Origin of the sequence: Nostoc sp. DedQUE02 (genome assembly GCF_034531035.1) — a bacterium.
Classification (GTDB): Bacteria; Cyanobacteriota; Cyanobacteriia; order Cyanobacteriales; family Nostocaceae; genus Nostoc.
The window spans coordinates 452,714-475,652 of sequence record NZ_JAVRBY020000001.1 but is presented as its reverse complement, the minus strand read 5'-3'; the positions used below and the strand labels follow the sequence as shown (position 1 = coordinate 475,652).

Below are 22,939 nucleotides of genomic sequence, written 5' to 3'. Positions count from 1 at the left end.
TTAAATTGTGATATTATCGTCTCCCTGCTGATTAATAACTAATCGCAAAATTGACAATCCTAAAATTATCAAAAATAGTACTAACCCAATCGTGCAAGCATAGCTAATTTCCAAGTTGGTGAAGGCTTGCTCATATAAATAATAAACAATTGTTTTCGAGCTACTGAGTGGCCCTCCTTGAGTCATAATGTAGACTTCTTCAAATACTTTGGTCGCAGAAATAGCCGAAATTACCGCCACTAGTGCTAGATATGGCTTCATCAAAGGTATGGTAATATCCCAATGTTTGTTAATACCATCAGAGCCATCGATCGCAGCAGCTTCGTACACATCAGCAGGAATTGATTGTAACCCGGCTAAATAAATTACCATGTAGTAACCTAGTCCCTTCCACACGGTGACAGCCATAACGCTAGCAAGAGAAATTGGTACAATGCCAAGAATTTTTGCTGGGCTAGTTAGCCAAGGAATACCTTCTGGAAAAATACCTAAAGCTTTAAATAACTGATTCAATAATCCGTTTTCTGCATACAGCCATTTCCAAGCTATTCCCGCAACCACCATTGAAATTACAACTGGGGTGTAGTACGCTGCTCTAAACCAATTCATTCCTCGCAGTTTCTGATTTACCAAAATTGCCAGTATTAAAGGAGCAATTACTAAAATTGGTACTACACCCAGAAGATATAAAAAAGTGTTTTCCAAGGTTTTCCAAAAAACTGCATCTTTCCAAAGCTTGAGGAAGTTGGCGAAACCTATCCATTGTGGTGGCTGGGCGATATCTTCGTAGCTGGTAAAGCTGAGGTAAAACGCTTGCAGTGCAGGCCAAAAGACTGTTAACGCCAAAAGAACTAAGGCGGGTAGTAAAAATAAATAAGGGGTCAGTCGCTGTTTGATGAATATCCAATCTTTATGTGTTAATTGATTCATATAGGAATTCGCTTTGATTTCTGAACTGATTTGCTTGCGTCAGGGAATAGGGAATAGGCAATAGGCAATAGGCAATGGGCAATAGGCAATAGGCAATGGGCAATGGGCAATAGGCAATAGGCAATAGGCAATAGGGATGAAGGCTTCCTAAGTTGTACTGAGATTTTTCAAAAGTCAAGTATGAGTCCTATCCTATATAAGGTTTAATAGTTGTTTGCGCTTTGTTAGCAAGAATTTGGGGATGTGAGTAGATTTAAGCTTCAATATTCTAAAGGCATATATTTGCGTAACGCTAATTAATCACTCGGAATAAACTACGATGGAAACTCAGCACAACCCGCCAATTGAACATCAAAATGTCCCCATTAACCACCGTGGACTACATGAATTTTTGTATAGTTCCGACGATGAACACACCGCTACTGAGGTGAGTATAACCCCTGAACTGGCAAACAATGGTACTGAAATCATTGACCTTGAGGCTTGGAGTGCATCTGCTCAGAACGCTAAAATTGCGGGTGTTTATGCAGTATTAGACGCAGAACGTTGTACGCAGTACATTGGCTATTCTCGGAATGTGTTACTTTCCCTAAACAGTCATGTGAACCAAAATGGTAAGCAAAAGTGTGCTTTTGTGCGTGTGCAAGCATTCAAGTTCCCTAAGCGTCAAGAAATGGAAGATTTGCGAGATGCATGGATAGCAGAACTCGAAAGCACACCTAGTGGTAATGCTTCCGAAAACGAAATGTGGGCTAGTACGGTAGGCGAAGCTGCGAAGGCGGTAATGTCAAAAGTGGAACGTCAAGCCTACGAGGAGAAAAAGTTAAAACTGCGGAAAGCAATGGCTGATACAAGCCTCTCTAAAGAGTCAGAAACAATAGATGTGAGTATAGCCGAACGTCAGAGCCAACTTGAAACTGCTGTGACAAATGATGACTGGAGTGTAATTATCGACGCACAAACACAGGAAACTAGGTCTTAGGTGTCAATTAAATTACTTATTAGACGAAATCGACAATAAATACAAAAAACTGACGATCGCTTGAATCAAAACTTTCATGGTGAATTCCTCTCGAATCAAAACAAATCTCTGATTTGATGATTTCGAGATATTACTTACGCCAGTAGTTATTAGTAGCTGCGATCGTGGCAAATGTTGCAACCGTCTGACCAACTGCAATCACAATCATGGCATCATTGCCATAAACATCTCGCAGTTGGTTGCGTTTTTCTTCATTTTTTTTCATTCGGCTGAGTTAATTTAATAATTAACTGTGACATTTTGACTACCAGTTGTCGTCCTTCTTCTGGTGTCTCAGTCAATAGTGGAGATTGAGGACGATGTTTCCAGGGTTAATATCCTTATGAATTACATTGGCTGCATGGATTCTGCCTAGAATGTCGCAAACAGCGATCGCTAAACGTAAAAAAGTGGATGGCTAACTACCCAGTACTTCACTGATTTGCTCTGCCAGTTTCAAGGGACGGAAAGGCTTGGCAAAAATAGCAGCAACATCCAAATCAGTAAATCTCTCTCGATCCGATTGCTGAAATTTGGCTGTTAATAAAATTACTGGAATTTTTTTAGTGGCGGGGTTAGCTTTCAGTTGTTGCAGAGTTGCACGCCCATCCATATCAGGCATCATCATATCTAGTAATATGACATCTAGTTTATGGTTAATAGCTACATTTAAGGCTTCTTGACCAGAACTAGCTGTCAAAACATTCCAACCAGCACCCATTTCTAATCCCAACTTGGCGATCGCTCGCACATCTTCTTCATCATCAACAATCAAGATATTTTTGCTCATAATGACACTCTTCCACGATGTATGTGCTGATTTGCTTGATCGCTCTGGAGATATTCTAAAGCTAAATCGGGGAAAAGCAGGGGAGAATTAAACAGTTAGAAGCCATTTATTAGAAAGCTGCTAAAGGTAACAGTACATAAAACGTGCTACCTTCACCCAAAATGCTCTCAACCCAGATTTTACCGTTATGTTGGTGAACAATATTTCGGCAGATAGCCAGTCCTAAACCTGTCCCTCCTTTGTTGCGGGAATCGGATGCATCTACCTGCTGAAAACGCTCAAAGATTATTTGTAATTTATCTTTAGGAATTCCTCGCCCTTCATCTTGAATAGTAATTAGCAGGAAACCGGGTAATAGAGTGCTTTGTGTTGAAGCATGGTCATTTTCTGCCAACTCAACATCCTTGTGTTCTGCGAGTGTGGCACTTACCCACACAGTATCACCTGGTTCAGAAAACTTAATAGCGTTACTTATTAAGTTGGTTAGAGTTTGCAGTAAGCGATCGGGGTCTGCCCAAAGTTCAATTGCTAGAGGGTGAACAATCAGTTTAACTTGCAATTTATCTGCCATTGCCTGCATTGTTTCTGTTGCCATAATCAGCAGGTCAGCAGCGTTGCACTTCACCTTCTGCATGAAAATTTTGACTGATTTCATCCGCTCTAAATCGAGAATATCATTTATCAATCGGATCAGCCGTTCAGTATTAATAGTAGCAATGCTCAGAACTTTTTGTCCCTGTTCAGTTAGAGTTCCTAATTGTCCTGCACCCAACAAATCTAACGCTCCCATCGTAGAGGTTAAAGGTGTACGTAATTCGTGACTAACTAGAGAGATAAACTCGTTTTCCAAGCGTTTACGTTCGGTGATGTCGTTGGCAATCAATAAAGCGCATTGCTCTCCATCTAGGTCAATTACTTCCATAGATAGCAGTATAGTCTTGACCTCTCCAGACTTGGTAGAAAATTCAAATTCCTGATTATAGAGTGGCCCAGTATCAGATAAAAGTTGGATAGTCTGGGCGTAGACGCTACGCGGTGAGGGGGTCGCAGTCTTAGCGTTAGCGAGTCTTTGAGCGTCATTCCCGAACCCGTTGGCGTGGTCACTGAGCGTAGTCGTTCGCGGAGCGTCTCGTAGAGAAGTGCAGCCTCTCGTAGAGAAGGGCTTGTCGTCAGACATCGCTACTGCATCCTTACCTAAATTAAGTTCAGTAACAGTGTGTCCAATCACTTCCTCTAGCGAGTAGCCGCTCATCTTCAAGAAACTGGGATTGACATCAATAAAACGAGCTTCTGAAATGGTGGCGATCGCAATTGGATTGGGACTAGAGCGAAAAACTTTAGCAAACTTCTCTTCTGCTTTGGCGCGAGCCCTTCGGGAAGCTTCGCTAATACTAATTTCCTGCTGCAACCGCTCATTTTGGGCTTGGAGTTGTTGTTGCAGTTTCCAAATCGTCAAGTGATTTTCAATTCGAGCTAAAACTTCTTCGAGTTGAAAAGGCTTAGTGATATAGTCCACTCCACCAACTGCAAACGCCTTCACTTTATCCAGCACATCACCCAAAGCGCTGATAAAGATTACTGGAATTTCGCGGGTGCGATCGTTTGCCTTCAAGTGTTGGCAGACTTGATAGCCATTCATCTCCGGCATATTCACATCCAACAAAATCAGATCGGGGGGAACTGCATTTGCCCCCCGTAACCCTGTAGAACCTTTAGTTACGCTGCGAACCTTGTATCCCTGTTCCGTCAGCATAGCAGATAGGAGGTTTAGGTTTTCTGGTGTGTCATCAATCACCAGGATGTCTGCTTTTGGTAAGTTGAGTGGCTCTTTAGGCATGGCAATATCGACTTTACCCAGAATAGGCTACTAATTCTTCTTAGAGATTTTAACCTTAGTTCCATGTCTTAATAATCAGTTACAAAAAAAATATCAATAACCTCTTTATCTCCCCTAGTTCTCCCCGATTAATTTCTAATGTTAAAAACATCAAATCAAGTTTGTAGATTACACCTACCAAATCAATAGACCTCTTGCAAAAGTTCTTTTTGCAAGAGGTGGGAAAAGGTTATGGTTCGGCAAGCTCACCAACCAGGGGAAAGGGAAAATAACAAACCTTTCCCCCTTTCCCTTTCCCCTTTTCCCGACTTCTGCAAGAAGTCTATTATTTATTGCCTATTGCCTATTGCCTACTGCCTATTACCTATTACCTCCTACGCAAATAATTATGGCTACGCCACGCTTCGCGAACAGAAATCAAAGCGGATTGCTATAGTATTATTTGTAATTTATGCAAGAAGTCTAATTTTTTCACCTTGGAACTGGTACTTGATTAAGTATCGACGCAATTACCGCATCCATTTGTAAACCATCCAGCATCGCTTCTGGTTTCAAAATCAGGCGATGACGTAATAAGGGTGATGCAACTGCTTTCACATCATCTGGAGTGACAAAATCTCTACCAGCTAACCACGCTAGAGCTTGAGATGTCTGCAACCAAGTACCAGTGGCGCGAGGCGATGCACCCAAAGTTAAATCAGGATATTGACGCGATGTTCTCACCAACGCCAATAAATAATCAACGATCGCTTCTGATACTTTAACTTCTTTGACTGCTTGTCGTGCTTGCAAAATATCGCTTACTGTTGCGATTGGTTTCAAACGGCTAATATCTAAACGTCTTGCTGCAAACCCCGCCTGACGATTGAGCAACATTTGTTTTTCAGCAGCTTGATCGGGATAATCTACCACCAGCTTAAATAAAAATCTGTCTAACTGTGCCTCTGGTAAGGGATAAGTCCCCTCAAATTCCAGAGGATTTTGGGTTGCAATCACCCAAAATAAATCTGGTAAGGGCAAACTTTCACCATCCAGCGTTACCTGCATTTCTTCCATCGCTTCCAGCAGCGCCGCTTGTGTCTTGGGAGGAGTACGGTTGATTTCGTCTGCTAGCAGCACTTCGGTAAATATTGGCCCTTTTTTCAAAGTGAAATTGCGGCTATTTAAGTCAAAAATATTTGTACCAGTAATATCTGAAGGTAAAACATCTGGTGTCAGTTGAATCCGGCGAAACTCCCCTTGGATTAACTGCGCCAACACTTTTACTAAGAGGGTTTTCCCAGTTCCCGGTACTCCTTCCAAAATTACGTGTCCACCCGCTAGAAGTGCTACTAAGAGTTGTTGTATTAGGTTAGATTGTCCGACAACTACTTGATTAAGACCTTGAGCAAGACGAATTAAGATAGGATGTGTTTCGCTCATATTTTTTATTGATAGATAACTAACACAGAAATATTATGCATACAGCAGAATTCAGGAGTCAGGATTCAGAATCCAGAAGTAAAACAGATTTTATACCTGGCTTGGAAACGCGAGCTTGTGTACAACACTTTCCTTAAAATCTGCTGTAATTCCTAAAAATTAATTACGAATTACGAATTAATCTAATGTTTCGCCATTTTCCCAACCAGCTTAACAGGTCTTGTTCACTGATGGGTTGTTTGCGAGATTGTAGCTTTAAAACTGCATCTAATTCTGCTGCACTTGCACCTGTTTTTTCTATCCAGAAATTGATCAAGGTTTCACGTTCTAAAAGTACTTGCCCTAATCCCAAGGCTTTTTGGAGTTGTAGTTGTTCTTGTTTTCCCACCATCTCTACAACAAACTTGGTGGTATCAGCTTTCTGCAAAACTCCGGCTAAAGCTTGGATATATGCTTCACTGTTATCTACAACTGCTATATCTAAAGCTACTGGCTTGCCAAAGCGGCGATTCTGCGCCCAAATTAGCACTAATAGCAGGATACTTACTTGCACCAATATTGGAAATACAGGAGTTTTAGCAAAAAAGCTAGATAAATCTCCTTCGCTTTCTTTTTTCCTGACATCGGCATCTTTATAGCCGTGGATGTATTCATCGACAAATACTGTGTTACTTTTTTGAGTAACTAAACTAGATAAATACTTGAAATTACTTAAATAATCTTGGTAGGCGTTAGCAGCTAAATAAGGAGTGGTAGAAAAAATTACCTTTCCCTTTTTGTAACTTTCTTCCCAGACAACAGCACCAAAGCGATCGCCTAAATCAACTTGCTGGGAGTTAGCTTTTTTATATCGTCTACGTGTATCAATTTTAATATCACCTTGAGGAGATTTTTGCATAGTGCTAAACTCCGCTTCCGTAACCCGTGCCGGCGCACCCAAAATTACTAAAGTATTCCCCTTTTCTACCCATTCACGCTCTTGACTATCCAGTGTGGTGTCCCTTGGATGGCCGCCTATCTGTAGGAGTGTAACTGGGTTGTTCTCTAGCTGAATATCACTAAAAGGCTTTTGCCAGCGCTTGATAGAAGTTCCCTGCTGTTGCATAAAAGCATACCAAGCACCATAGCCATCAGGAGCGCGATTATAAGTAGAGCCAGTATTAAGTTTAGTATTATTGGGAGCCGCGAACAAACTAAGTAAAACGATCGCAGCGAGTGCGATCGCGGACATCCAAGCAAGGCGATTTGAACGTTTCATTTTTGGCTTTTACTATAATCGACTTCGTTTCAGGTCAAGATCGCTAGTAGTCTGCCAAACCAAAATTGTTAGGTGAGGGCGCAGGAATTGGGTAAAGGTTAAAGGGTAAAAGAATAACTTTCCCGGCGTTGCATAATTGCAGGATGATTTCGCAAGTTATAAAATCTCCCACCCTGCAACGCCAGCACCCCCTGCCTCCCCTGCCTGCCTAAATTCATCCCTCTGTTCTGCAACGCCACTTTCCCTTTCCCCTTGCCCCTTTACCCCGCCAAGTTTCCTTGGTGAACTACTAGTGTTAATACTTAACTTATTTCTCAGGTAAAGTCAAAAATATAATTTTTATCAATACTTGACCAATGTCCGAGAATTTACGAGGAGTTTATAAATCAAGTATGAAGTTAGATATATTTGCTGAGGCTGTTTAATTTAAAAAAAAACGAAGCTAGGGAAATAAGCGATCGCATTCTTACATAGGTATTGCACTTAAGGCGTCTCCCAACGCCTGATTTCGCTTGTGATTCCGATCTAAAGGTTTAAGGAGAAACGGTTATGACAACACAAGAAGCATCGATTATCCTCATCAAAGATATCGTCTCTGGCACGGGTGACTCTAACCCGCAACAACTGACGAATGTCAATGGCACGCTGTACTTCACTGCATCTAACAGCAGTGGGGGCAATGAACTGTGGAAGACTGATGGCACTAAGGCTGGTACTGTCCCCATCAACCCTGGTAAGAGTCGCTCTTCCCCGAACAATCTGACGAATATCAATGGCACGCTGTACTTCACTGCATCTGATAGCAGTGGAAGCTATGAACTGTGGAAGACTGATGGCACTGAGGCTGGTACCGTCCGCGTCAAGGATATTAATTCTGGCACGGGTGATTCTTCCCCAAATAATCTGACGAATGTCAATGGCACGCTGTACTTCACTACATCTGACAGCAATAAGGGCTATAAACTGTGGAAAAGTGATGGCACTGAGGCTGGTACCGTCCGCGTCAAGGATATCAATGGCAGGAGTAACTCTTCCCCGAACAATCTGATCAATGTCAATGGCACGCTGTATTTCAATGCCTATAACGGCAAGGGCGGCTATGAACTGTGGAAAAGTGATGGCACTGAGGCTGGTACCGGCCGCGTCAAGGATATTAATTCTGGCAACGGTTACTACTACTACTCTTCTCCAGACAATCTGACGAATGTCAATGGCACACTATACTTCACTTTCTATGACGGCAGTGAGGGTAATCAACTGTGGAAGACTGATGGCACAGAAGCTGGTACTGTCCGCATCAACCCTGGTACGAGTGGCTTCAACCCGCAACAACTGATGAATGTCAATGGCACGCTGTACTTGAGTGCATCTGATAGTAGTGGAGGCTATGAACTGTGGAAAACTGATGGCACTGAAGCTGGTACCGTCCGCCTCCAGGATATCAACCCTGGCATAGATGGTTCTTACCCCAATAACCTAACTTACGTTAATGGCAAACTCTACTTTTCTGCTAACAATGGTCTTTCCGGGCAGGAACTTTATAAGCTTGACGTACAAATCACTAATGAAATTAATGGCACAACAGCAGCAGACAAGCTGACTGGTACGGAGAACAAAGATATCATCTCTGGATTCCAGGGCAATGACAAGCTTTTTGGACTAGGTGATAACGATACCCTCAATGGCGGTAATGGAAATGATTTCTTAGATGGTGGTGCAGGAGTTGACAGCCTCATTGGTGGTAAAGGCAATGATATTTACATCGTAGACAATATCAGCGATTCTATCTTTGAATCCGCTAATGCAGGTAGAGATTTAGTTAAGTCTTCAGTAAGTTGGGTATTGGGAAATAACCTGGAGAACTTGACGCTGACTGGAAGCAAAGCAATCAATGGTACTGGTAACAGCCTTAAGAACATCCTGATAGGAAATACTGGGGCTAATATCTTAAATGGAGAAAATGGCAACGATCGCCTTTTTGGTAGCTCAGGCAATGATACCTTGCTTGGTGGTGCAGGTGATGATTTACTATCTGGTGGAATTGGTCGAGATGTGCTGACTGGTGGAACTGGGCGAGATAGCTTCAACCTTGCTGGTAGCCGCACTGGAGGCTATGATGTCATCGCTGATTTTACTCTTGCAGATGATACTATCTTCATTTCCAAGGCAGAATTTGGACTGAGCCAATCTCAGAATACTACACTCGATTCGGGCTTATTCCGACTTGGTACTAATGCTACAACAGCAGGCGATCGCTTTATCTACAATCAAGCTACCGGGAACCTATTCTTTGATAAAGATGGGGTTGGTAGTGCTGCACAAGTTCAGATCGCCCAGTTCTCAAATCAGGCGCTGCTTACTAGTGCAAATATTACTGTGATTATCTAATGAAATAACTAAGTAAAACCCTCGCGATCGCAGACACATTGTCAAGGGGAAAGGAAATTATCATTCTTGGTGACAGAAAGGTTAAATCGGTTATCGTTTCCATATTCAGCATGGAAACGATAACTAGTGCATCGCGGCAAAAATTATAGTTATTTCTGCTGCGATACACTAGTGTTAATACTTACTTATTTCTCAGGCAAAGTCAAAATCTACTTGCTTTAGTCTTTCAAAGCGATCGCCTGTTTGATGAATGCTTCTAAGTTTTGGGTAGCAGTGGGATTGTCAAACAGAACGTTGATTGACAGTTTTAAGGCTTCACGAATTGAGTATCGCCAATCAATATCTACGGCTAATCGTACTGCAATCTGAATATATTGTGAGGTATCATCTGCAATTGTCTGTGTTACACCAATAGCTTGCAAGAAACCATAAGAATGACGCCCCCGCATAAACTCACCAGGACAAGTGACAATTGGTAAATAACAGGCGATCGCATCCAGTGTTGTGTTACCACCCGCCCATTCGAAGGTATCTAAATAAATGTCTGCCAAAGAAAGCAAGTCAAAGTAATCATCACGTGGTAGCACAGGAGAGAATACACAATAGTCAAGACTATCTAACCCTACAGCCGCAAATGCCCGTTTCAGACGTTCTTGAGAAATTCCAGAGCGAAGGAACATAAACTGAGCGTTGGGAACTTGACGGGCAATTTCTGCATAAATGTAATCGTGCTGCGGTAGATATTTATAGGCAGCTTGACTAGAGATGTAGACGATCGCATTTTCTCGTAATCCAAAAAATAATCGGTTACGGCTAACTGAGTCAACTTTGATAGCAGGATAAGAAATCCCAACACCAGGCAAACGGACAAGGCTTTCGGTGTAGTGATATTGCCCATTCACCGGCTCCATCAGTTCGCTAGATAAAAAATAGTCAATGGTGGGTAGTCCAGAAGTTACAGGTTGCTCCCAAGCCATACATTGAATCGGTGCTAAACGGAGTCCAGCAATACATAGTGTTGTAGCATCCATTCCTAATTCTGGAAAAATTAACACATTAAGGCGATCGTCAATAACTTGTTGACAAATCTGTTCTAAATTATTCGGCAAATGATAAAACTTTGTACTATAAGACTGAAATAATTGAGTAGCAGCATCAATTTGATGCCCTATATGATATGAATAAATTTCAAAATTTTGATTATCTGCGTATTTCAGCCAGTTTAAGAACAAAGCTGTTCCACTCCAGCCACACAAAAAATAGGAAAGATAGCCATTTTAATTCGTTGATTGTTGCTAATAGAAGAAATCGGACGCACCTGAATCCATTGCGGATAATTTGCCGCCATAATTTGGTGAACTAGCCGTCCGTATTGCTGCTGTAATAGCACATCATTTTTTGCCTGATATGCAAGGAAAAAATTTGTATGATGGCTGATTCCTATGAAAGCCTTCTTTTGTTGATCGGGGCTATTAATTGTTATTTCTTGAATCAGTTTTTCTAACCCATCCTGAAACCATGCTCGGTAAGTATCAATCTCCTGAGAAGTATGATAAATTTCTGGCAACATAAGATATCTCAACATCTTAAATACGTAGTTTTCAGGAAACTTTTCTGTAACCTGTTGAGCCAAGTTACGAGCTTCCAGATACTTGTGGCTTTGCTTTAAGCGAATAATCAGCCAGTAATAGAGTTCTTCTGCTTGAGGGCAATTGCTAATACCGTTCTGCAATGTTTCGATAGCCGCTTGCATCTTACCAGTTTTATACAAAACATTACTTAGCTTCAGATAATAGTTAATCTGGTGCGGACAACTGGATAAATACCTGCTGTAATATGGAATAGCGTTTTCAGGCAATTCACTGTCTGCGAAATAGTCGCCCCATCTTTGCCAAGATTCTAGTCGAGCCGCTTCATAAATAGTTGGTTGTTCTATTTTTGACAAATCACATCTGGGAACTTGGGCAATTTCGTGCTGCTGGATAATGTGGCTATCTTCGTTATTAATTGGGATACGAAAGTTTATTAATGATTTAATAATAGACCATTCTTGTGTGGTTAACTGTCCCGTAAGCCCTACATTCAAGTCTTCAGAGAAAGCCTCTTCTAAGCTAAGTTTTAAAACTGTCTCAAAAAGCAATGAGTTAGCATTATCCTGTAGTTCATCCGATAAAGTTCGAGTGTCAATTAGCAGAGTTATTTCTTGTCTAGCTGGATGAGTGAAAAGAGTTCTGAGAACATGCATCAAGTCTTCTGCGTTAGTGTTCGCGAAGCGTTTCGTAGAGAAGTTCGCCGTTGGCGCAGCCTCCCGTAGAGAAGGCATCGCAGTTTCTAAATTAGACCAGTCAGGAAAAATAATTAAATTAATATCTCTTAATTCATTAATTAACATACTGTTGCAATTACTAATGACAACCTGCCTTATATATAGGCACTACTATATATGTTTTTACAGCAATGTCATCAGTAACACCAGAATAAAAATATCCTCGCCTTCTTTAAAAAGGCAAGGATCTGAGGCTCTCAGTATTTGCAAATTAAATAGGATTATCAAAGCTATTTAACTGCACGTAATATCACTCAAATTGCACAAGCGAGCGCCCCGATACAATAATGAAACCCACGGAATCAAGCCTAATCTGAGGCTGGCGAATTCCTTGTAAAATAGCTGCATTTAAAGCAGTTTCTATCTTCAATTCTTCAGCTAATGCATTATCCCAACTTTGCTGGTTTAGACGTAGGCGTAATTGTTCTACTCTATTGGCTAATTTCTTTTCAGCAACAGTAGCACAACTTTGGCATAACTCAATAAAATCGGCACGATTAGAGAGTAATTCCGAAGAAGTGTTACGCACTTGATAGCAAAAATTTTGCCATTTACTAGGGTCAACAAAATCGTCAATAATTTCTAAGCGCTCTTTTGCTAGATTGTAATCTCGTCCTTGATTATTGTTTTTATCTTTATATGGACGTTGCAGAATACTTAAGAGTGCTTTATCTTCAACAACCCGTATTGGTTCTTTACGACCATCAACATAGATAGTTTCTATAATTGGCGGAAATAGAGCATCAACACGTCGCTGCAAGTTTTTGAATTGAGAATTATCTAGTTTGTTATCTAGTAAAACTTGTTTGGCACTTCTTAAATTTGCCTCGACTACATAATTGCATTGGAAACCGAACCACTCCTTTCCTTCTTTAGCATCCCAAGATGTATCAATGCGCCACATTGCAAAGGCTTCACCCCGATCATCCCAGTTTATATAATTCAACAGTGCTTCAACAAATCCTTCTCCAACTCGAAAGAGTTTAATACCAGCATTTTGATTTGCTACTCTGCGATTATAAGTACCAAATTGGTCTAGAGAACTCTCAGCAAAACGGTTTTTTAACTCATTTATGGGAACCAAGGTACGTGTTGTCGGTTGATAACGTCGCATTTCTGATGAATCTGGGTTATTCATTCCCCTGAATCCCAGCGCGTCACAAATCCAGCCTTCAATTGCTCGCTTAATTTCTAGATGGCAAGCATCGTAATTATCTAAATCTTGAAAATACTGGGTTGCAATTTCATCGTTGGCATCAATTTCATCTAGAGCATTTTGTTCGCTAATTTTAGCTATTTTTGCTTCAATTTGCTCTTGAATTGGTGACACCATTTCTAACAATCCAGTAGCACCTGATTGAAACAAAACTGTTTCTAATTCTGCAAGTTTCTCATCGACATAAAACTGGAGACTAGCAATTGATTGTTGGAAGATACCAAATCCATCTTTTAATACTTTATACCAAGCATTGTGAGGGCTATCTTCCAAGTATGGGCCAATCAAGGCACTAGATTGGATACCAATTTTGCTACCAATGCGGTCAAGTCTGCCAATTCTCTGCTCTAATTGATTCGGCGACCAAGGCAGGTCAAAATGAATTAACCAATCGGCAAACTGGAGGTTACGCCCTTCTTCTCCAGAGCGATCGCATACTAAAATAAAGCAGTTTGGGTTATTCTTAAACCTATTTAAGCCTTCCTCAACCTTGTCGGGTGATTCTCCAAATTGATGGCTGGCTATTGTCTCTGCACCAAAGGTATTAGATAAATACCGGACAATTTCGCCACAAGTTTGCACAAAACTGGTAAATACAATAAATTTGGGCAGAATATCGCCACTAATTGGTCTCTTGATTCTTTGCTGTATTCTGGTGATGAATTCCTTTTGATTCTTCCGAACGTTTGCGGGAATTTTGAAATAAGTACCTAGCTGATTCAGTAACAGTGTTTTCAAACTTTCCGTCCGTTGTCCGTCCTCTTGAGGTTGACGAATAATTTTTAGTAAGGATTGCAGAATCTCTTCTTCGCCTGAGAATTTGGGGGTTGTAGTTAATAGGCGAATATCATCTTCTTTAAACTCCTGGATGAGTTTAGCATGAGGCTTACCAGTTAAACGCGCCGTAATTACCTGCTCTAAAATGCCTAACCAAGTACCAGCAGCTAGAAATAACAGCAGAAAAACTCGCTGATATTGCTTTTCAGCAGGAGCAACACTCCGCCATTGATTGAGGAGTTCGTGGATATCAAGCGATCGCTCGTCTAAATCGTACTCTTCTTTGGGCGTAAAGTTGCGGTCAAATATCACATCTTCCACCGCAGCGCGACGGTTGCGAAGCATTCGCCGATGTAGTCGATAGATATCGCTGACGTGGACGCGAATCGCTTGGACGATTTGCTCTTGCTCGCTAGAATTTGCTTGTAAACAATTTTCTAAATCATCCGCCAGCTTCAGTAAATACTCATCCTCAGCCAAGAGGTTTCGCAATTGCTGCAAGTTGCTTTTGAGAACCTCTGCTTCTGCATCTTCTTTAAAAGAAAGCAGAAGTTTACCAATTTGCTGACGGCTTTCAACTTTGGCGCGAAAACCTGCTAGATCGCCCAGTTTATAGGTTGTGGGGTCGAGTAAGTGCAACATGGCCAGAAAATCCTGCTCATGATTGAGAACAGGAGTGGCAGATAATAAAAGTAAGCGATCGCTTTTATGAGCAAGTTCTTTGCAAGTCTGAAAACGCTGGCGCACTGTTGCATCCTTAGAGGTCGCCATCGCTGCAATATGATGAGCTTCATCTAAAATTAAGCAGCCTATCTTCGCTTTCAGGTTGATTTTATGAATATCTTCAACCGCCAGCACCGCTACCCGTTTGCCAAAATGGGAGATGTAAAACTTGTTTTCTAACTCAGTCCGCCATTGTTTGAGTAAATATTGCGGAACTAATACCACCGCATTTTTTTTCGGCTCATCAAGAAGAAATTGACGGAGAATCGCACCCGCTTCGATAGTTTTTCCGAGTCCCACCTCGTCTGCTAACAAGTAACGTTGAATTGGGTCTTCCAGTACCCGCCTGACTACTTCAACTTGGTGAGGATAAAGATTAATATTTGCCGAAATCAATCCTGTCATCCCCCGACTGACAGCGCGTTGCTTAATCAAGGATTTCACGAAAGCCAGTCTTTTATCGTGGAAGTAAGGCGTTTCGTGACCCTTCATCGCCAGAGTTTCGATAGGATCTGTGTTGGGTAAATTGCAACGAACGTAAATATCTTCAACAGAAGCGATCGCAGTTTTCTTATCTGGTAAATCGATTTGATACATTTCTGTATCTTCATCCCAGATAAAAACTCTGCCAACTATCCATTTATCTTGGGTTTTGAGCTTGATGTAACATCGAGCTTGAGGTTCAAGCTTGACTTGAGAGAGCGAATTTAAAGGTAAAGTTTTTTGCAGACGTTGGCTTATAGAGCAGAAATACTCAACTATTGCATTGGCATCAGATATTTCCGTAACTTTTCCGATACCCAAAGAGTTATTCTGGGACTGTACCAATAAACCGAGCTTAATCATAGATCCAGTCCCCTGAACACACTAAAAGAACCTTCCAGACTAGTTTGTTCAGCTATATCTGGCAGTTTTGTCGATCAACATTATAGATAATAAACTGCTATTACAGTTTTTGTTAGAGCGATGTCTACGAGGGTAATAGAGCGGCTGGTGAGCGGAGTCGAACCCGGCTGGTGAGCGGAGCCGAACCGGCTGGTGAGCGGAGTCGAACCATGCCACACCACTTAATAGAAGCAAGCTACGCGCGGCATCTTCTAGAGAAGTGCGGGCTACTCAGCGTCGCTCCACCAGAGCTAATTAAAAAAATCAGCAATTTTCAGGTAAATACAGCACGCAGTAGAGATACACCATTGCTGTGCATCTACATATATACAGTTTAGATAAACTAAAAGCGTAGCGTTGTTAAATGCAGGGCGGCGCATTGGCATTGTCAGCCGATGCAATGGCATTGTTTGCCGACGCAATGGCATTGTCAGCCGATGCAATGGCATTGTTTGCCGACGCAATGGCATTGTTTGCCGATGCAATGGCATTGTTTGCCGACGCAATGGCATTGTTTGCCGATGCATTGGCATTGCAGGGTATTGCTAAATTTAATTTGCTAAAAATTAATAAAAAGCTGTATTTAACTGATTATATGATGTAAAAGATTTACGCTTTGGCTTGATAAGCCACGATACAATTAAGATCGTGTACCTTTATTTACGATGAAGAAAATCAGAGATAACACAATTAAGTTAAATCAATTTTTAAAATTGATGGGTATAGTGCCAACTGGAGGTCAAGCCAAGCTGATGATTCAAGGTGGCGATGTCCAAGTAAACGGTACGCTGGAAACTCGACGAGGACGCCGACTAGTACCTGGCGATAAAGTAACAATACAAGGACAGACTTTAGAGGTGAATTTAAACAACAATGAAGATGCCAATGAAGTGATAGATTTCACCGAACAAACCGAGTAAAAGTTTATCCCAAATTTAAAAGTTTCTCTTTTGCCTTGTGAGTAATGCTGCAAATTTCCAACAAAGTTATTATCCCACAGACTGATATTGAAATTACTGCAATTCGCTCGCAAGGAGCGGGAGGTCAAAATGTGAATAAGGTTTCTACCGCGATTCACTTGCGCTTCGATATTGCGGCTTCATCATTACCCGATTATTATAAACAACAGCTTTTCAAGCTCAACGATCGACGCATTAACCAAGATGGAGTAATTGTAATTAAAGCCCAAGAACATCGTAGCCAAGAGAGCAATCGCGAGTCAGCATTGAGACGACTTCAAAAACTCATTCAAAGCGCAGTTGTAGTGACGATAAAACGCAAACCCACTAAACCAACTCGTAGTTCTCAAAGAAAACGCCTTGACCAAAAAAATAAGCACGGGCAAATTAAATCTAACAGAAGACAGGTGACAGATTGTTGATTTATCGATTATTTTTAGAAAACAACCTATTATTCAATATCAAAAAAGATGAATAAGACATTACTAAACATTTTGATGTTTGCGCTTTTAATCTTGTTTATCATTTCTCCTTTTGCTGCCCTTGCTAGTTTGATGCTTGTAGTGGTAGTTTCGGCATTTTTCTTTTTACTAGGGGACGTGTTTCAAACACTTATTGGTGGCGATAGCAACCCGAAAAAGTCATAAAAGCAAAATTCAAAATGGAGAGAGGGATTTACTCGAAAAATCCGTTTCTAAGGTGCGATCGCATTACAATAGACAATTTACAATCTGTCACAGCAGAATTTGACATACATAATTGTTTGCTCAAGCAGAAATTAAATAACTGATTACCTTTGAGGTTGCAGAGAACAAATTATGTGAGCAACTTGTCTCACCCAGCTTGATTTTGTGCAGGTTCACAAATAATCGGTACATCGTATTTTCCAATTAAATCAGGTACATCATATTCCCCTCCTCACTTACAGGGTTGGGTTCTTGTAACTTACTCAAACCAGAATCGCTACAAGTATTAATAGTAGTTATACAAAGCTCATATATCAATATGTATCTATATTGATGAAAAATATTCTTATCTTTGGCATAATATTATTTGAATGATGACCTATCTTATAAAATCAATACTTAAATTTAACTAAACTAGATAAAAAGAAACATTCAAAATTAGTAGTCATAATATAATAAACGTTAACCAAAGAAATTTTTGATAATTTTAATCGCAGCTTAAACACTTTTTTATAGTCAACATCAAGCAGAATACATAGATGCATATAATTAGACATCTCAATTACAAAAGGTACTAACCATGAGTTCCCGCGCACTGCTGTTAGTAAATCGTCATGCCCGCCAAGGTCAAAAGGGTTTGTCGGAAGCGATTCAATATCTGAAGACACTCGACTTTGATTTAATTGAGGAGTCAACAGAAGACCCTAAACATCTTACTGAAGTTATACTTCGCTATCAGCATGAAGTTGACTTGGTAATTATTGGCGGAGGAGATGGCACTCTCAATGCCGCAGTAGATGCTTTAATTGAGACTCAGTTACCTTTGGGAATCTTGCCTCTGGGAACTGCCAACGATCTAGCGAGAACTTTAGAAATCCCAAATTCCCTCAACGAAGCTTGCCAAATTATTGCCTCTAGAAATTTACAGCGCATCGACTTGGGTTGTGTGAATGGCAAGCACTTTTTTAACGTTGCCAGTATGGGATTGAGTGTAAAAATTACCGAACGGCTTACCAAAGAAGTCAAGCGCCGTTGGGGAGTATTTGCTTATGCTGCCACTGCATTGCAAGTGATTTTGGAAGCTAGACCTTTTACTGCGGAGATTGCAATCAACGGTGAATCGGTTCACGTCAAAACAGTGCAAATTGCTGTCGGTAACGGTCGCTATTACGGTGGTGGTATGGCAGTAGCTGACGATGCGACAATAGACGATCAAAGGCTAGACCTTTATAGCTTGGAAATTCAACACTGGTGGCAGGTTATATTATTACTACCCGCAATGCGACAAGGGCGACATATACATTGGCAGAGTGTACGCTCCCTTCAAGGTCAAGAAATAAAAGTACATACTCGCAAACCGCGCCCAATCAATACAGATGGTGAAATCACTACCTACACACCTGCTCATTTTCGGGTTATACCTAAAGCTATAGCTGTTTTTGTACCCCCAGAAACCAAGAGTTAGGATTCATTCAATTTTAGATTTTAGATTTTCCCTCAATCTAAACTCCAAGTTGCGCTGTAAGCGCACCAAAGGTGCGACCCAAAATCTAAAATTGGCAGAGTTAGAAATTATTCTCCTCTATCTCCCTATACTACAAGTGTGGGAACTCGCATCAATTCAAGCCAAATGCATCTGAGATTTTCTCAAGATATAAAGTCCCTGTTGCAACGCCTAGCTGAACAACCGTTAACTCTAGGTGATATTCTGGCAGAGACCTCAGAACGAGGCTTCAGCCTGGTAATTACATTATTAGTTTTACCCTTTTTATTTCCGATGCCACCGGGATTAACTGGCCCATTTGGTGGTGCTTGTTTACTGTTGTCAGTGCAAATGGTTTTAGGAAGGCGATCGCCTTGGCTACCAAAAAGAATTGCTAACTACAAATTTCCTCGTCCCTTCGCCCAGTTGCTTTTGCAAAATTTGGGACGGCTTACCAAAGTTTTACAGAAAATAGCCCGTCCCCGATTGCCAAAAATAGCCCATAATCCTTTGATTTGGCGAATTAATGGGTTTTGCATTTCTTTATTAACAGTATTACTAATATTACCAATTCCGTTTACAAATCCCATACCTACTATAGGTATTTTACTTTTGACTGTTGCCACCATCGAATCTGATGGTTTATTAATTTGTATCAGCTACGGCATTACTACCCTGATTACCTTGATGTTTGGATTTATTGGTTATGCAGTGTGGTTAGCTCCAAGTTTGCTACCATCTATCTTTAAATAAAAAAGTCCTCAACTAAAAGCTGAGGACTGTAATTTATTAGGGTGCATCTACCATTTATTAATCCGCTTGATTAATTGCCATATCCGGGAAGATTTAAGTTGTGTACAAAATTATTTTCTTCATGAAAAAATATCAGCAATAAAAAAGCCTTCAACTAAAAGCTGAGGGCTGTGATTTAATTAAGGTGCATCTACCATTTATTAATCCGCTTCATTAATTGCTATATCCGGGCAAAATAAACTTATGAGTAAATTTATTTTATTTCCCAATTAAATAATATGGGCAATAAAAAAAAGCCCTCAACTAAAAGCTAAGGGCTGTGATTTAATTAAGGTGCATCTACTATTTATATATCCGCCTTAGCTATTGCTGCATCAGGAAGGATTGAAGAAAGAATCGATGACTATAGCATTTATTTTTTATATACAACAGTCGTACTATAGTAATCCGATTTGATTCCTGAATTAAGGAGTGAAAACCGGGGACACAACGACTGCGCGGTAGTTGAGCGTAGTCGAAACTCAGTGCATCGCTTTCCCTACTTTTAATTAAGTAACAATAACTACCCTAATCCTGGGAGTATAGCCTACGGTATTTGACTAAGTAATCACTGACAAACTTCATAGTAATTTTATAATTATCCTGATTTTCCTCTAGATACACAAAGTTTCTGTTAATATCTCGAATGCTTTATCCGCAATAGTACGAATTTAGTTTATTAGTTGGGTATATGACTATGAAAGTTAGACGTACCCAACTTGATGAAGCGATCGCAATTTCTATTAGCCCTTGCTAGTCTTAGTATTGTCGGGGGAAGCTTTTTTCTGAGAACAACTTTTAGCAGTACTAGCGAACCTAAAATAATAACTGATGCATCACGCTACAAAGAAATTCGTAATCAACTATGGTCTGAGAATGACCAAGTAAAACATTTTCCTAATGAGATTCCCTCTGATGCTAAAAACGTTCGTATTGCTTACTCTCCCGAATTTTTGCAAGGAAGTAGTTTTTTTCAAATTAGGCTAAAAGAGCCACCAAAGAAGATAGAAAAATTACTTTTACAATACAGAAATACTGCCAAGCACAAATATATGGGTGGTAACACAAATGACCACATAAACCAACCTAATGGTGTACCGACAACTTTCTTCTACACGAGTGACTCTCCTACAGAATCTTTTCCAGCTACGTATGAAATATTGGTATTAAATACAGATGATAAAGGTAGAGCTGGCTTCAAGTGGAATCATGGAGATAGCTACGGTGTTGCTATTAATAGTTCCACCTCAGAAATTATCTATTGGTCTGAAAAATGGTAATTAGCAATTCAAAAATAATTTGAAACGCTATGAGAAAAATCCTTATTGAGGACATTTTACTTAATTTTTAGGGAAGGAAAAGTTCTGAGTGGAGTAAGCCTTAACTCAGATTTTGTAGTACTAGGTGCTGCTTTTACGCTTTTAGATATAGGAATCCGGTTTGATTACTGAAATCACTTGGCTTAGTAGGCAATAGGCAAAAGGCAATAGGCAAAAGGATTTCAGATGATTGAGGTATACCGAATTTTTTTCAAAAATCAAATGTGAGTCCTATATATCACTTTAGATAGTTAAAACTTATAATCAGCATAGCTAAGATTTTAATGGAGATTAAAATCTATCTGAATATGTAGAATGCTAACTGCTTTAATTACTGGTGCTTCTAGTGGTATTGGTAAAGCCTTTGCTCAAGAACTAGCTGCACGCAAAACAAATCTTGTACTCGTTGCTCGTTCTGAAGATAAACTAACTCAATTAGCTAAACAACTGCAAGAACAACACAAAATTCAAGTAGATGTTATAGTCAAAGACCTTACAGAGAATAATGCTGCTGCTAGTGTATTTGATGCCACAAAAACAAAGGGATTAACCATTGATTTATTAATTAATAATGCTGGTTTTGGTTATTATGGCGACTTTGCTGAAGGGGATGGAGAAAAACAAGTCAAAATTGTACAATTAAACATATTGGCATTGGTAGATTTAACCCATAAATTTTTACCATTGATGCGGCAACGTCGTTCTGGAAGTATTATTAACGTATCCTCTATTACCGCATTTCAACCAATACCATACCTTTCTGTTTATGCTGCCAGTAAAGCTTTTATTCTCAGCTTTAGTGAAGCGTTATGGGCAGAAAATCATCAATATGGTGTCCGTATTTTAGTCACTTGTCCAGGGCCAATAGAAACAAACTTTTTTGCAGAAGCTAATTTTCCTCCCACATTGGCAAGCAGCACAGATAAAGTATATTCTTCCGAAAAAGTTGTTTGGGAATCTTTAGAGGCTTTAGAAAAAGGCTATCCAACTGTTATTAGTTCTGATAGTACCACTCAAATTAGAAGCAAATTATCTCGACTCGTACCGCGCAAACTTCTGTTGAATATATTAGCAAAACACTTTAAAACCTGAATTATATCTTTAGAACCCTTTTAATTTTAGATTTTAGATTTTAGACTTTTATTTCAATCCAAAATTCAAAATCTAAAATTTGCAAGGTTTAAAGTTAAGGAAAGTGTGAATTTAAAATTTCTAATTTTTCAATACTCGCTTATTACATATACCTTGTTAATTGAACTCGGTAACGGTCTTTTTTTGTAACGGCGATTTCTCCAACTTCTAAACGCCCTTTAGAGCGAATGGCGATTAAGTCGCCTGATTTGACTTGAGAACTAGCTTGAGTAACTTCCTTCCAATTGACGCGGACATCACCAGCATCAATGAAATCAACCATTTTGCTGCGGGACATACCAAAACCAGCAGATGCGATCGCATCTAATCGCAAAGAAGCCTCTACAGTAGTTAATTCTTTTTTCTTGGGTTCCCGAACCCTTAATTCAGTTACCTCAATTCGCTGAGTTTTCACAGGAACCGATCGCACCTGTTTCAGACTCATTTCCAAAAATTCCACCAACTCCGGTGCAACAATCGCCTGTGCCCCTCGTTCTCCCAAGACAATCACATCTCCCGTCTTTTCTCGAACAATTCCCGTCCCCAACATTGCGCCTAAAAAGTCGCGGTGAGAGGCGGTATCAAACAAAAAATTTCCAGCAATTTCTACAGCCACAAGGCTGACTTGAGATTGATCTAAGGGAAGTTCCGAACGAGCGATCGCTATTCTTTGGCGTTCAGCTTGCGGATATCCGCCCCATGCAACTAATTGCACTTCTGTTAATCGGTTAAATACCCGTTGAATTTCTGCCAATTCTGGCGGAGATAGAAAATCAGTCAAAACCACTTCCCAAGTTTTGATGGCTTGCTCTGCTTGGTCGATTACACGAGCTACACTATCTCGATTTTCAACACCTTTTAAAAGTTCTTCTCGTGGCAACATTCTTAAAAATTATGAATTAGTCATTAGTCATTTATCTTTTATCAATGCCCCATACTTCGGCTACGCGGTAGTTGAGCGTAGTCGAAACTCAGTACAAGTGCCCCATTCCCTAT

At 40.3% G+C, this 22,939-nt stretch carries 22 protein-coding genes; 11 read left to right on the top strand and 11 right to left on the bottom strand.

Features of this window, described 5'->3' with window-relative positions; all coding sequences use genetic code 11:
* Window positions 1–930 carry a sugar ABC transporter permease gene (locus RMX98_RS02020; RefSeq protein ID WP_322678931.1) on the bottom strand — a complete coding sequence of 310 codons (930 nt, stop codon included), beginning with the start codon at window positions 928–930 and terminating at the stop codon, window positions 1–3.
* Between the two features lie 319 nt (window positions 931–1,249).
* Here RMX98_RS02020 and RMX98_RS02015 point away from each other — a divergent pair, with 319 nt between their 5' ends.
* Complete coding sequence (locus RMX98_RS02015) at window positions 1,250–1,912, top strand: GIY-YIG nuclease family protein (protein WP_322678930.1); 663 nt, start codon at window positions 1,250–1,252, stop codon at window positions 1,910–1,912.
* A 130-nt stretch (window positions 1,913–2,042) separates the two neighbouring features.
* Here the strand turns inward: RMX98_RS02015 and RMX98_RS02010 are convergent, their stop codons facing one another.
* From RMX98_RS02010 to RMX98_RS01985, 6 genes are all read right to left on the bottom strand, one after another.
* Window positions 2,043–2,177 (bottom strand): hexameric tyrosine-coordinated heme protein, encoded by a 135-nt coding sequence (locus RMX98_RS02010; protein WP_322678929.1) that lies wholly within the window; start codon window positions 2,175–2,177, stop codon window positions 2,043–2,045.
* Window positions 2,164–2,253: a hexameric tyrosine-coordinated heme protein gene (locus tag RMX98_RS02005; protein ID WP_409880711.1), complete on the bottom strand. Its 90-nt coding sequence runs from the start codon at window positions 2,251–2,253 to the stop codon at window positions 2,164–2,166. The genes RMX98_RS02010 and RMX98_RS02005 overlap by 14 nt, the downstream gene beginning before the upstream one ends.
* A gap of 116 nt (window positions 2,254–2,369) precedes the next feature.
* Window positions 2,370–2,741 carry a response regulator gene (locus RMX98_RS02000; RefSeq protein ID WP_322678928.1) on the bottom strand — a complete coding sequence of 124 codons (372 nt, stop codon included), beginning with the start codon at window positions 2,739–2,741 and terminating at the stop codon, window positions 2,370–2,372.
* 109 nt (window positions 2,742–2,850) lie between these two features.
* Entirely contained in the window at window positions 2,851–4,578 is a 1,728-nt protein-coding gene (locus RMX98_RS01995) for an ATP-binding protein (RefSeq protein ID WP_322678927.1), read from the bottom strand.
* Window positions 4,579–5,049: 471 nt separating this feature from the next.
* Complete coding sequence (locus RMX98_RS01990; protein ID WP_322678926.1) at window positions 5,050–6,000, bottom strand: MoxR family ATPase; 951 nt, start codon at window positions 5,998–6,000, stop codon at window positions 5,050–5,052.
* 163 nt (window positions 6,001–6,163) lie between these two features.
* The gene (locus tag RMX98_RS01985) at window positions 6,164–7,258 is read right to left on the bottom strand and encodes a DUF4350 domain-containing protein (RefSeq protein WP_322678925.1); all 1,095 of its coding nucleotides are present in this window, start codon (window positions 7,256–7,258) and stop codon (window positions 6,164–6,166) included.
* Window positions 7,259–7,807: 549 nt separating this feature from the next.
* Here RMX98_RS01985 and RMX98_RS01980 point away from each other — a divergent pair.
* On the top strand, window positions 7,808–9,646 hold the full coding sequence (locus tag RMX98_RS01980; RefSeq protein WP_409880996.1) for an ELWxxDGT repeat protein: 1,839 nt from the start codon (window positions 7,808–7,810) through the stop codon (window positions 9,644–9,646).
* 218 nt (window positions 9,647–9,864) lie between these two features.
* Here RMX98_RS01980 and RMX98_RS01975 read toward each other — a convergent pair whose 3' ends face one another.
* The 3 genes from RMX98_RS01975 to dpdE all read right to left on the bottom strand — a co-directional run bounded on the left by RMX98_RS01975 (window position 9,865) and on the right by dpdE (window position 15,534).
* Window positions 9,865–10,878: a hypothetical protein gene (locus RMX98_RS01975; protein WP_322680557.1), complete on the bottom strand. Its 1,014-nt coding sequence runs from the start codon at window positions 10,876–10,878 to the stop codon at window positions 9,865–9,867.
* Window positions 10,869–12,038, bottom strand: a complete 1,170-nt coding sequence (locus tag RMX98_RS01970) for a tetratricopeptide repeat protein (RefSeq protein ID WP_322680558.1) — start codon at window positions 12,036–12,038, stop codon at window positions 10,869–10,871. Before RMX98_RS01970 ends, RMX98_RS01975 begins: the two co-directional genes overlap by 10 nt.
* 184 nt (window positions 12,039–12,222) lie before the next feature.
* Window positions 12,223–15,534 (bottom strand): protein DpdE, encoded by a 3,312-nt coding sequence (gene dpdE, locus RMX98_RS01965; protein WP_322680559.1) that lies wholly within the window; start codon window positions 15,532–15,534, stop codon window positions 12,223–12,225.
* A 170-nt stretch (window positions 15,535–15,704) separates the two neighbouring features.
* On the opposite strand from dpdE, the gene RMX98_RS01960 reads away from it, so the two are divergent.
* From RMX98_RS01960 to RMX98_RS01920, 9 genes are all read left to right on the top strand, one after another.
* The gene (locus RMX98_RS01960) at window positions 15,705–15,911 is read left to right on the top strand and encodes a hypothetical protein (protein ID WP_322680560.1); all 207 of its coding nucleotides are present in this window, start codon (window positions 15,705–15,707) and stop codon (window positions 15,909–15,911) included.
* 26 nt (window positions 15,912–15,937) lie between these two features.
* The gene (locus RMX98_RS01955; protein ID WP_322680561.1) at window positions 15,938–16,177 is read left to right on the top strand and encodes a hypothetical protein; all 240 of its coding nucleotides are present in this window, start codon (window positions 15,938–15,940) and stop codon (window positions 16,175–16,177) included.
* 61 nt (window positions 16,178–16,238) lie between these two features.
* Window positions 16,239–16,493, top strand: a complete 255-nt coding sequence (locus RMX98_RS01950; protein WP_322680562.1) for an RNA-binding S4 domain-containing protein — start codon at window positions 16,239–16,241, stop codon at window positions 16,491–16,493.
* A 44-nt stretch (window positions 16,494–16,537) separates the two neighbouring features.
* On the top strand, window positions 16,538–16,954 hold the full coding sequence (gene arfB / locus RMX98_RS01945) for an alternative ribosome rescue aminoacyl-tRNA hydrolase ArfB (RefSeq protein ID WP_322680563.1): 417 nt from the start codon (window positions 16,538–16,540) through the stop codon (window positions 16,952–16,954).
* A 48-nt stretch (window positions 16,955–17,002) separates the two neighbouring features.
* Complete coding sequence (locus RMX98_RS01940; RefSeq protein ID WP_322680564.1) at window positions 17,003–17,179, top strand: hypothetical protein; 177 nt, start codon at window positions 17,003–17,005, stop codon at window positions 17,177–17,179.
* Window positions 17,180–17,798: 619 nt separating this feature from the next.
* Window positions 17,799–18,683 (top strand): lipid kinase, encoded by an 885-nt coding sequence (locus RMX98_RS01935; RefSeq protein WP_322680565.1) that lies wholly within the window; start codon window positions 17,799–17,801, stop codon window positions 18,681–18,683.
* Between the two features lie 165 nt (window positions 18,684–18,848).
* The gene (locus RMX98_RS01930) at window positions 18,849–19,454 is read left to right on the top strand and encodes an exopolysaccharide biosynthesis protein (RefSeq protein WP_322680566.1); all 606 of its coding nucleotides are present in this window, start codon (window positions 18,849–18,851) and stop codon (window positions 19,452–19,454) included.
* 761 nt (window positions 19,455–20,215) lie between these two features.
* Window positions 20,216–20,773, top strand: a complete 558-nt coding sequence (locus RMX98_RS01925) for a hypothetical protein (protein ID WP_322680567.1) — start codon at window positions 20,216–20,218, stop codon at window positions 20,771–20,773.
* A 354-nt stretch (window positions 20,774–21,127) separates the two neighbouring features.
* A complete protein-coding gene (locus tag RMX98_RS01920) occupies window positions 21,128–21,904 on the top strand; it encodes an SDR family oxidoreductase (RefSeq protein ID WP_322680568.1) in 777 nt (258 codons plus the stop codon).
* A gap of 142 nt (window positions 21,905–22,046) precedes the next feature.
* On the opposite strand, the gene RMX98_RS01915 is transcribed toward RMX98_RS01920, so the two are convergent.
* The gene (locus RMX98_RS01915; protein WP_322680569.1) at window positions 22,047–22,826 is read right to left on the bottom strand and encodes a photosystem II S4 domain protein; all 780 of its coding nucleotides are present in this window, start codon (window positions 22,824–22,826) and stop codon (window positions 22,047–22,049) included.
* Between the last annotated feature and the right edge of the window lie 113 nt (window positions 22,827–22,939).

Excerpts from the sequence above, each read along its gene's own strand:
- RMX98_RS02020 (WP_322678931.1), bottom strand. The coding sequence starts at position 930 with ATGAATCAATTAACACATAAAGATTGGATATTCATCAAACAGCGACTG.
- RMX98_RS02015 (WP_322678930.1), top strand. The coding sequence starts at position 1,250 with ATGGAAACTCAGCACAACCCGCCAATTGAACATCAAAATGTCCCCATT.
- RMX98_RS02010 (WP_322678929.1), bottom strand. The coding sequence starts at position 2,177 with ATGAAAAAAAATGAAGAAAAACGCAACCAACTGCGAGATGTTTATGGC.
- RMX98_RS02000 (WP_322678928.1), bottom strand. The coding sequence starts at position 2,741 with ATGAGCAAAAATATCTTGATTGTTGATGATGAAGAAGATGTGCGAGCG.
- RMX98_RS01995 (WP_322678927.1), bottom strand. The coding sequence starts at position 4,578 with ATGCCTAAAGAGCCACTCAACTTACCAAAAGCAGACATCCTGGTGATT.
- RMX98_RS01990 (WP_322678926.1), bottom strand. The coding sequence starts at position 6,000 with ATGAGCGAAACACATCCTATCTTAATTCGTCTTGCTCAAGGTCTTAAT.
- RMX98_RS01985 (WP_322678925.1), bottom strand. The coding sequence starts at position 7,258 with ATGAAACGTTCAAATCGCCTTGCTTGGATGTCCGCGATCGCACTCGCT.
- RMX98_RS01980 (WP_409880996.1), top strand. The coding sequence starts at position 7,808 with ATGACAACACAAGAAGCATCGATTATCCTCATCAAAGATATCGTCTCT.
- RMX98_RS01970 (WP_322680558.1), bottom strand. The coding sequence starts at position 12,038 with ATGTTAATTAATGAATTAAGAGATATTAATTTAATTATTTTTCCTGAC.
- dpdE (WP_322680559.1), bottom strand. The coding sequence starts at position 15,534 with ATGATTAAGCTCGGTTTATTGGTACAGTCCCAGAATAACTCTTTGGGT.
- RMX98_RS01955 (WP_322680561.1), top strand. The coding sequence starts at position 15,938 with ATGCAGGGCGGCGCATTGGCATTGTCAGCCGATGCAATGGCATTGTTT.
- RMX98_RS01950 (WP_322680562.1), top strand. The coding sequence starts at position 16,239 with ATGAAGAAAATCAGAGATAACACAATTAAGTTAAATCAATTTTTAAAA.
- arfB (WP_322680563.1), top strand. The coding sequence starts at position 16,538 with ATGCTGCAAATTTCCAACAAAGTTATTATCCCACAGACTGATATTGAA.
- RMX98_RS01940 (WP_322680564.1), top strand. The coding sequence starts at position 17,003 with ATGAATAAGACATTACTAAACATTTTGATGTTTGCGCTTTTAATCTTG.
- RMX98_RS01935 (WP_322680565.1), top strand. The coding sequence starts at position 17,799 with ATGAGTTCCCGCGCACTGCTGTTAGTAAATCGTCATGCCCGCCAAGGT.
- RMX98_RS01930 (WP_322680566.1), top strand. The coding sequence starts at position 18,849 with ATGCATCTGAGATTTTCTCAAGATATAAAGTCCCTGTTGCAACGCCTA.
- RMX98_RS01925 (WP_322680567.1), top strand. The coding sequence starts at position 20,216 with ATGAAGCGATCGCAATTTCTATTAGCCCTTGCTAGTCTTAGTATTGTC.
- RMX98_RS01920 (WP_322680568.1), top strand. The coding sequence starts at position 21,128 with ATGCTAACTGCTTTAATTACTGGTGCTTCTAGTGGTATTGGTAAAGCC.
- RMX98_RS01915 (WP_322680569.1), bottom strand. The coding sequence starts at position 22,826 with ATGTTGCCACGAGAAGAACTTTTAAAAGGTGTTGAAAATCGAGATAGT.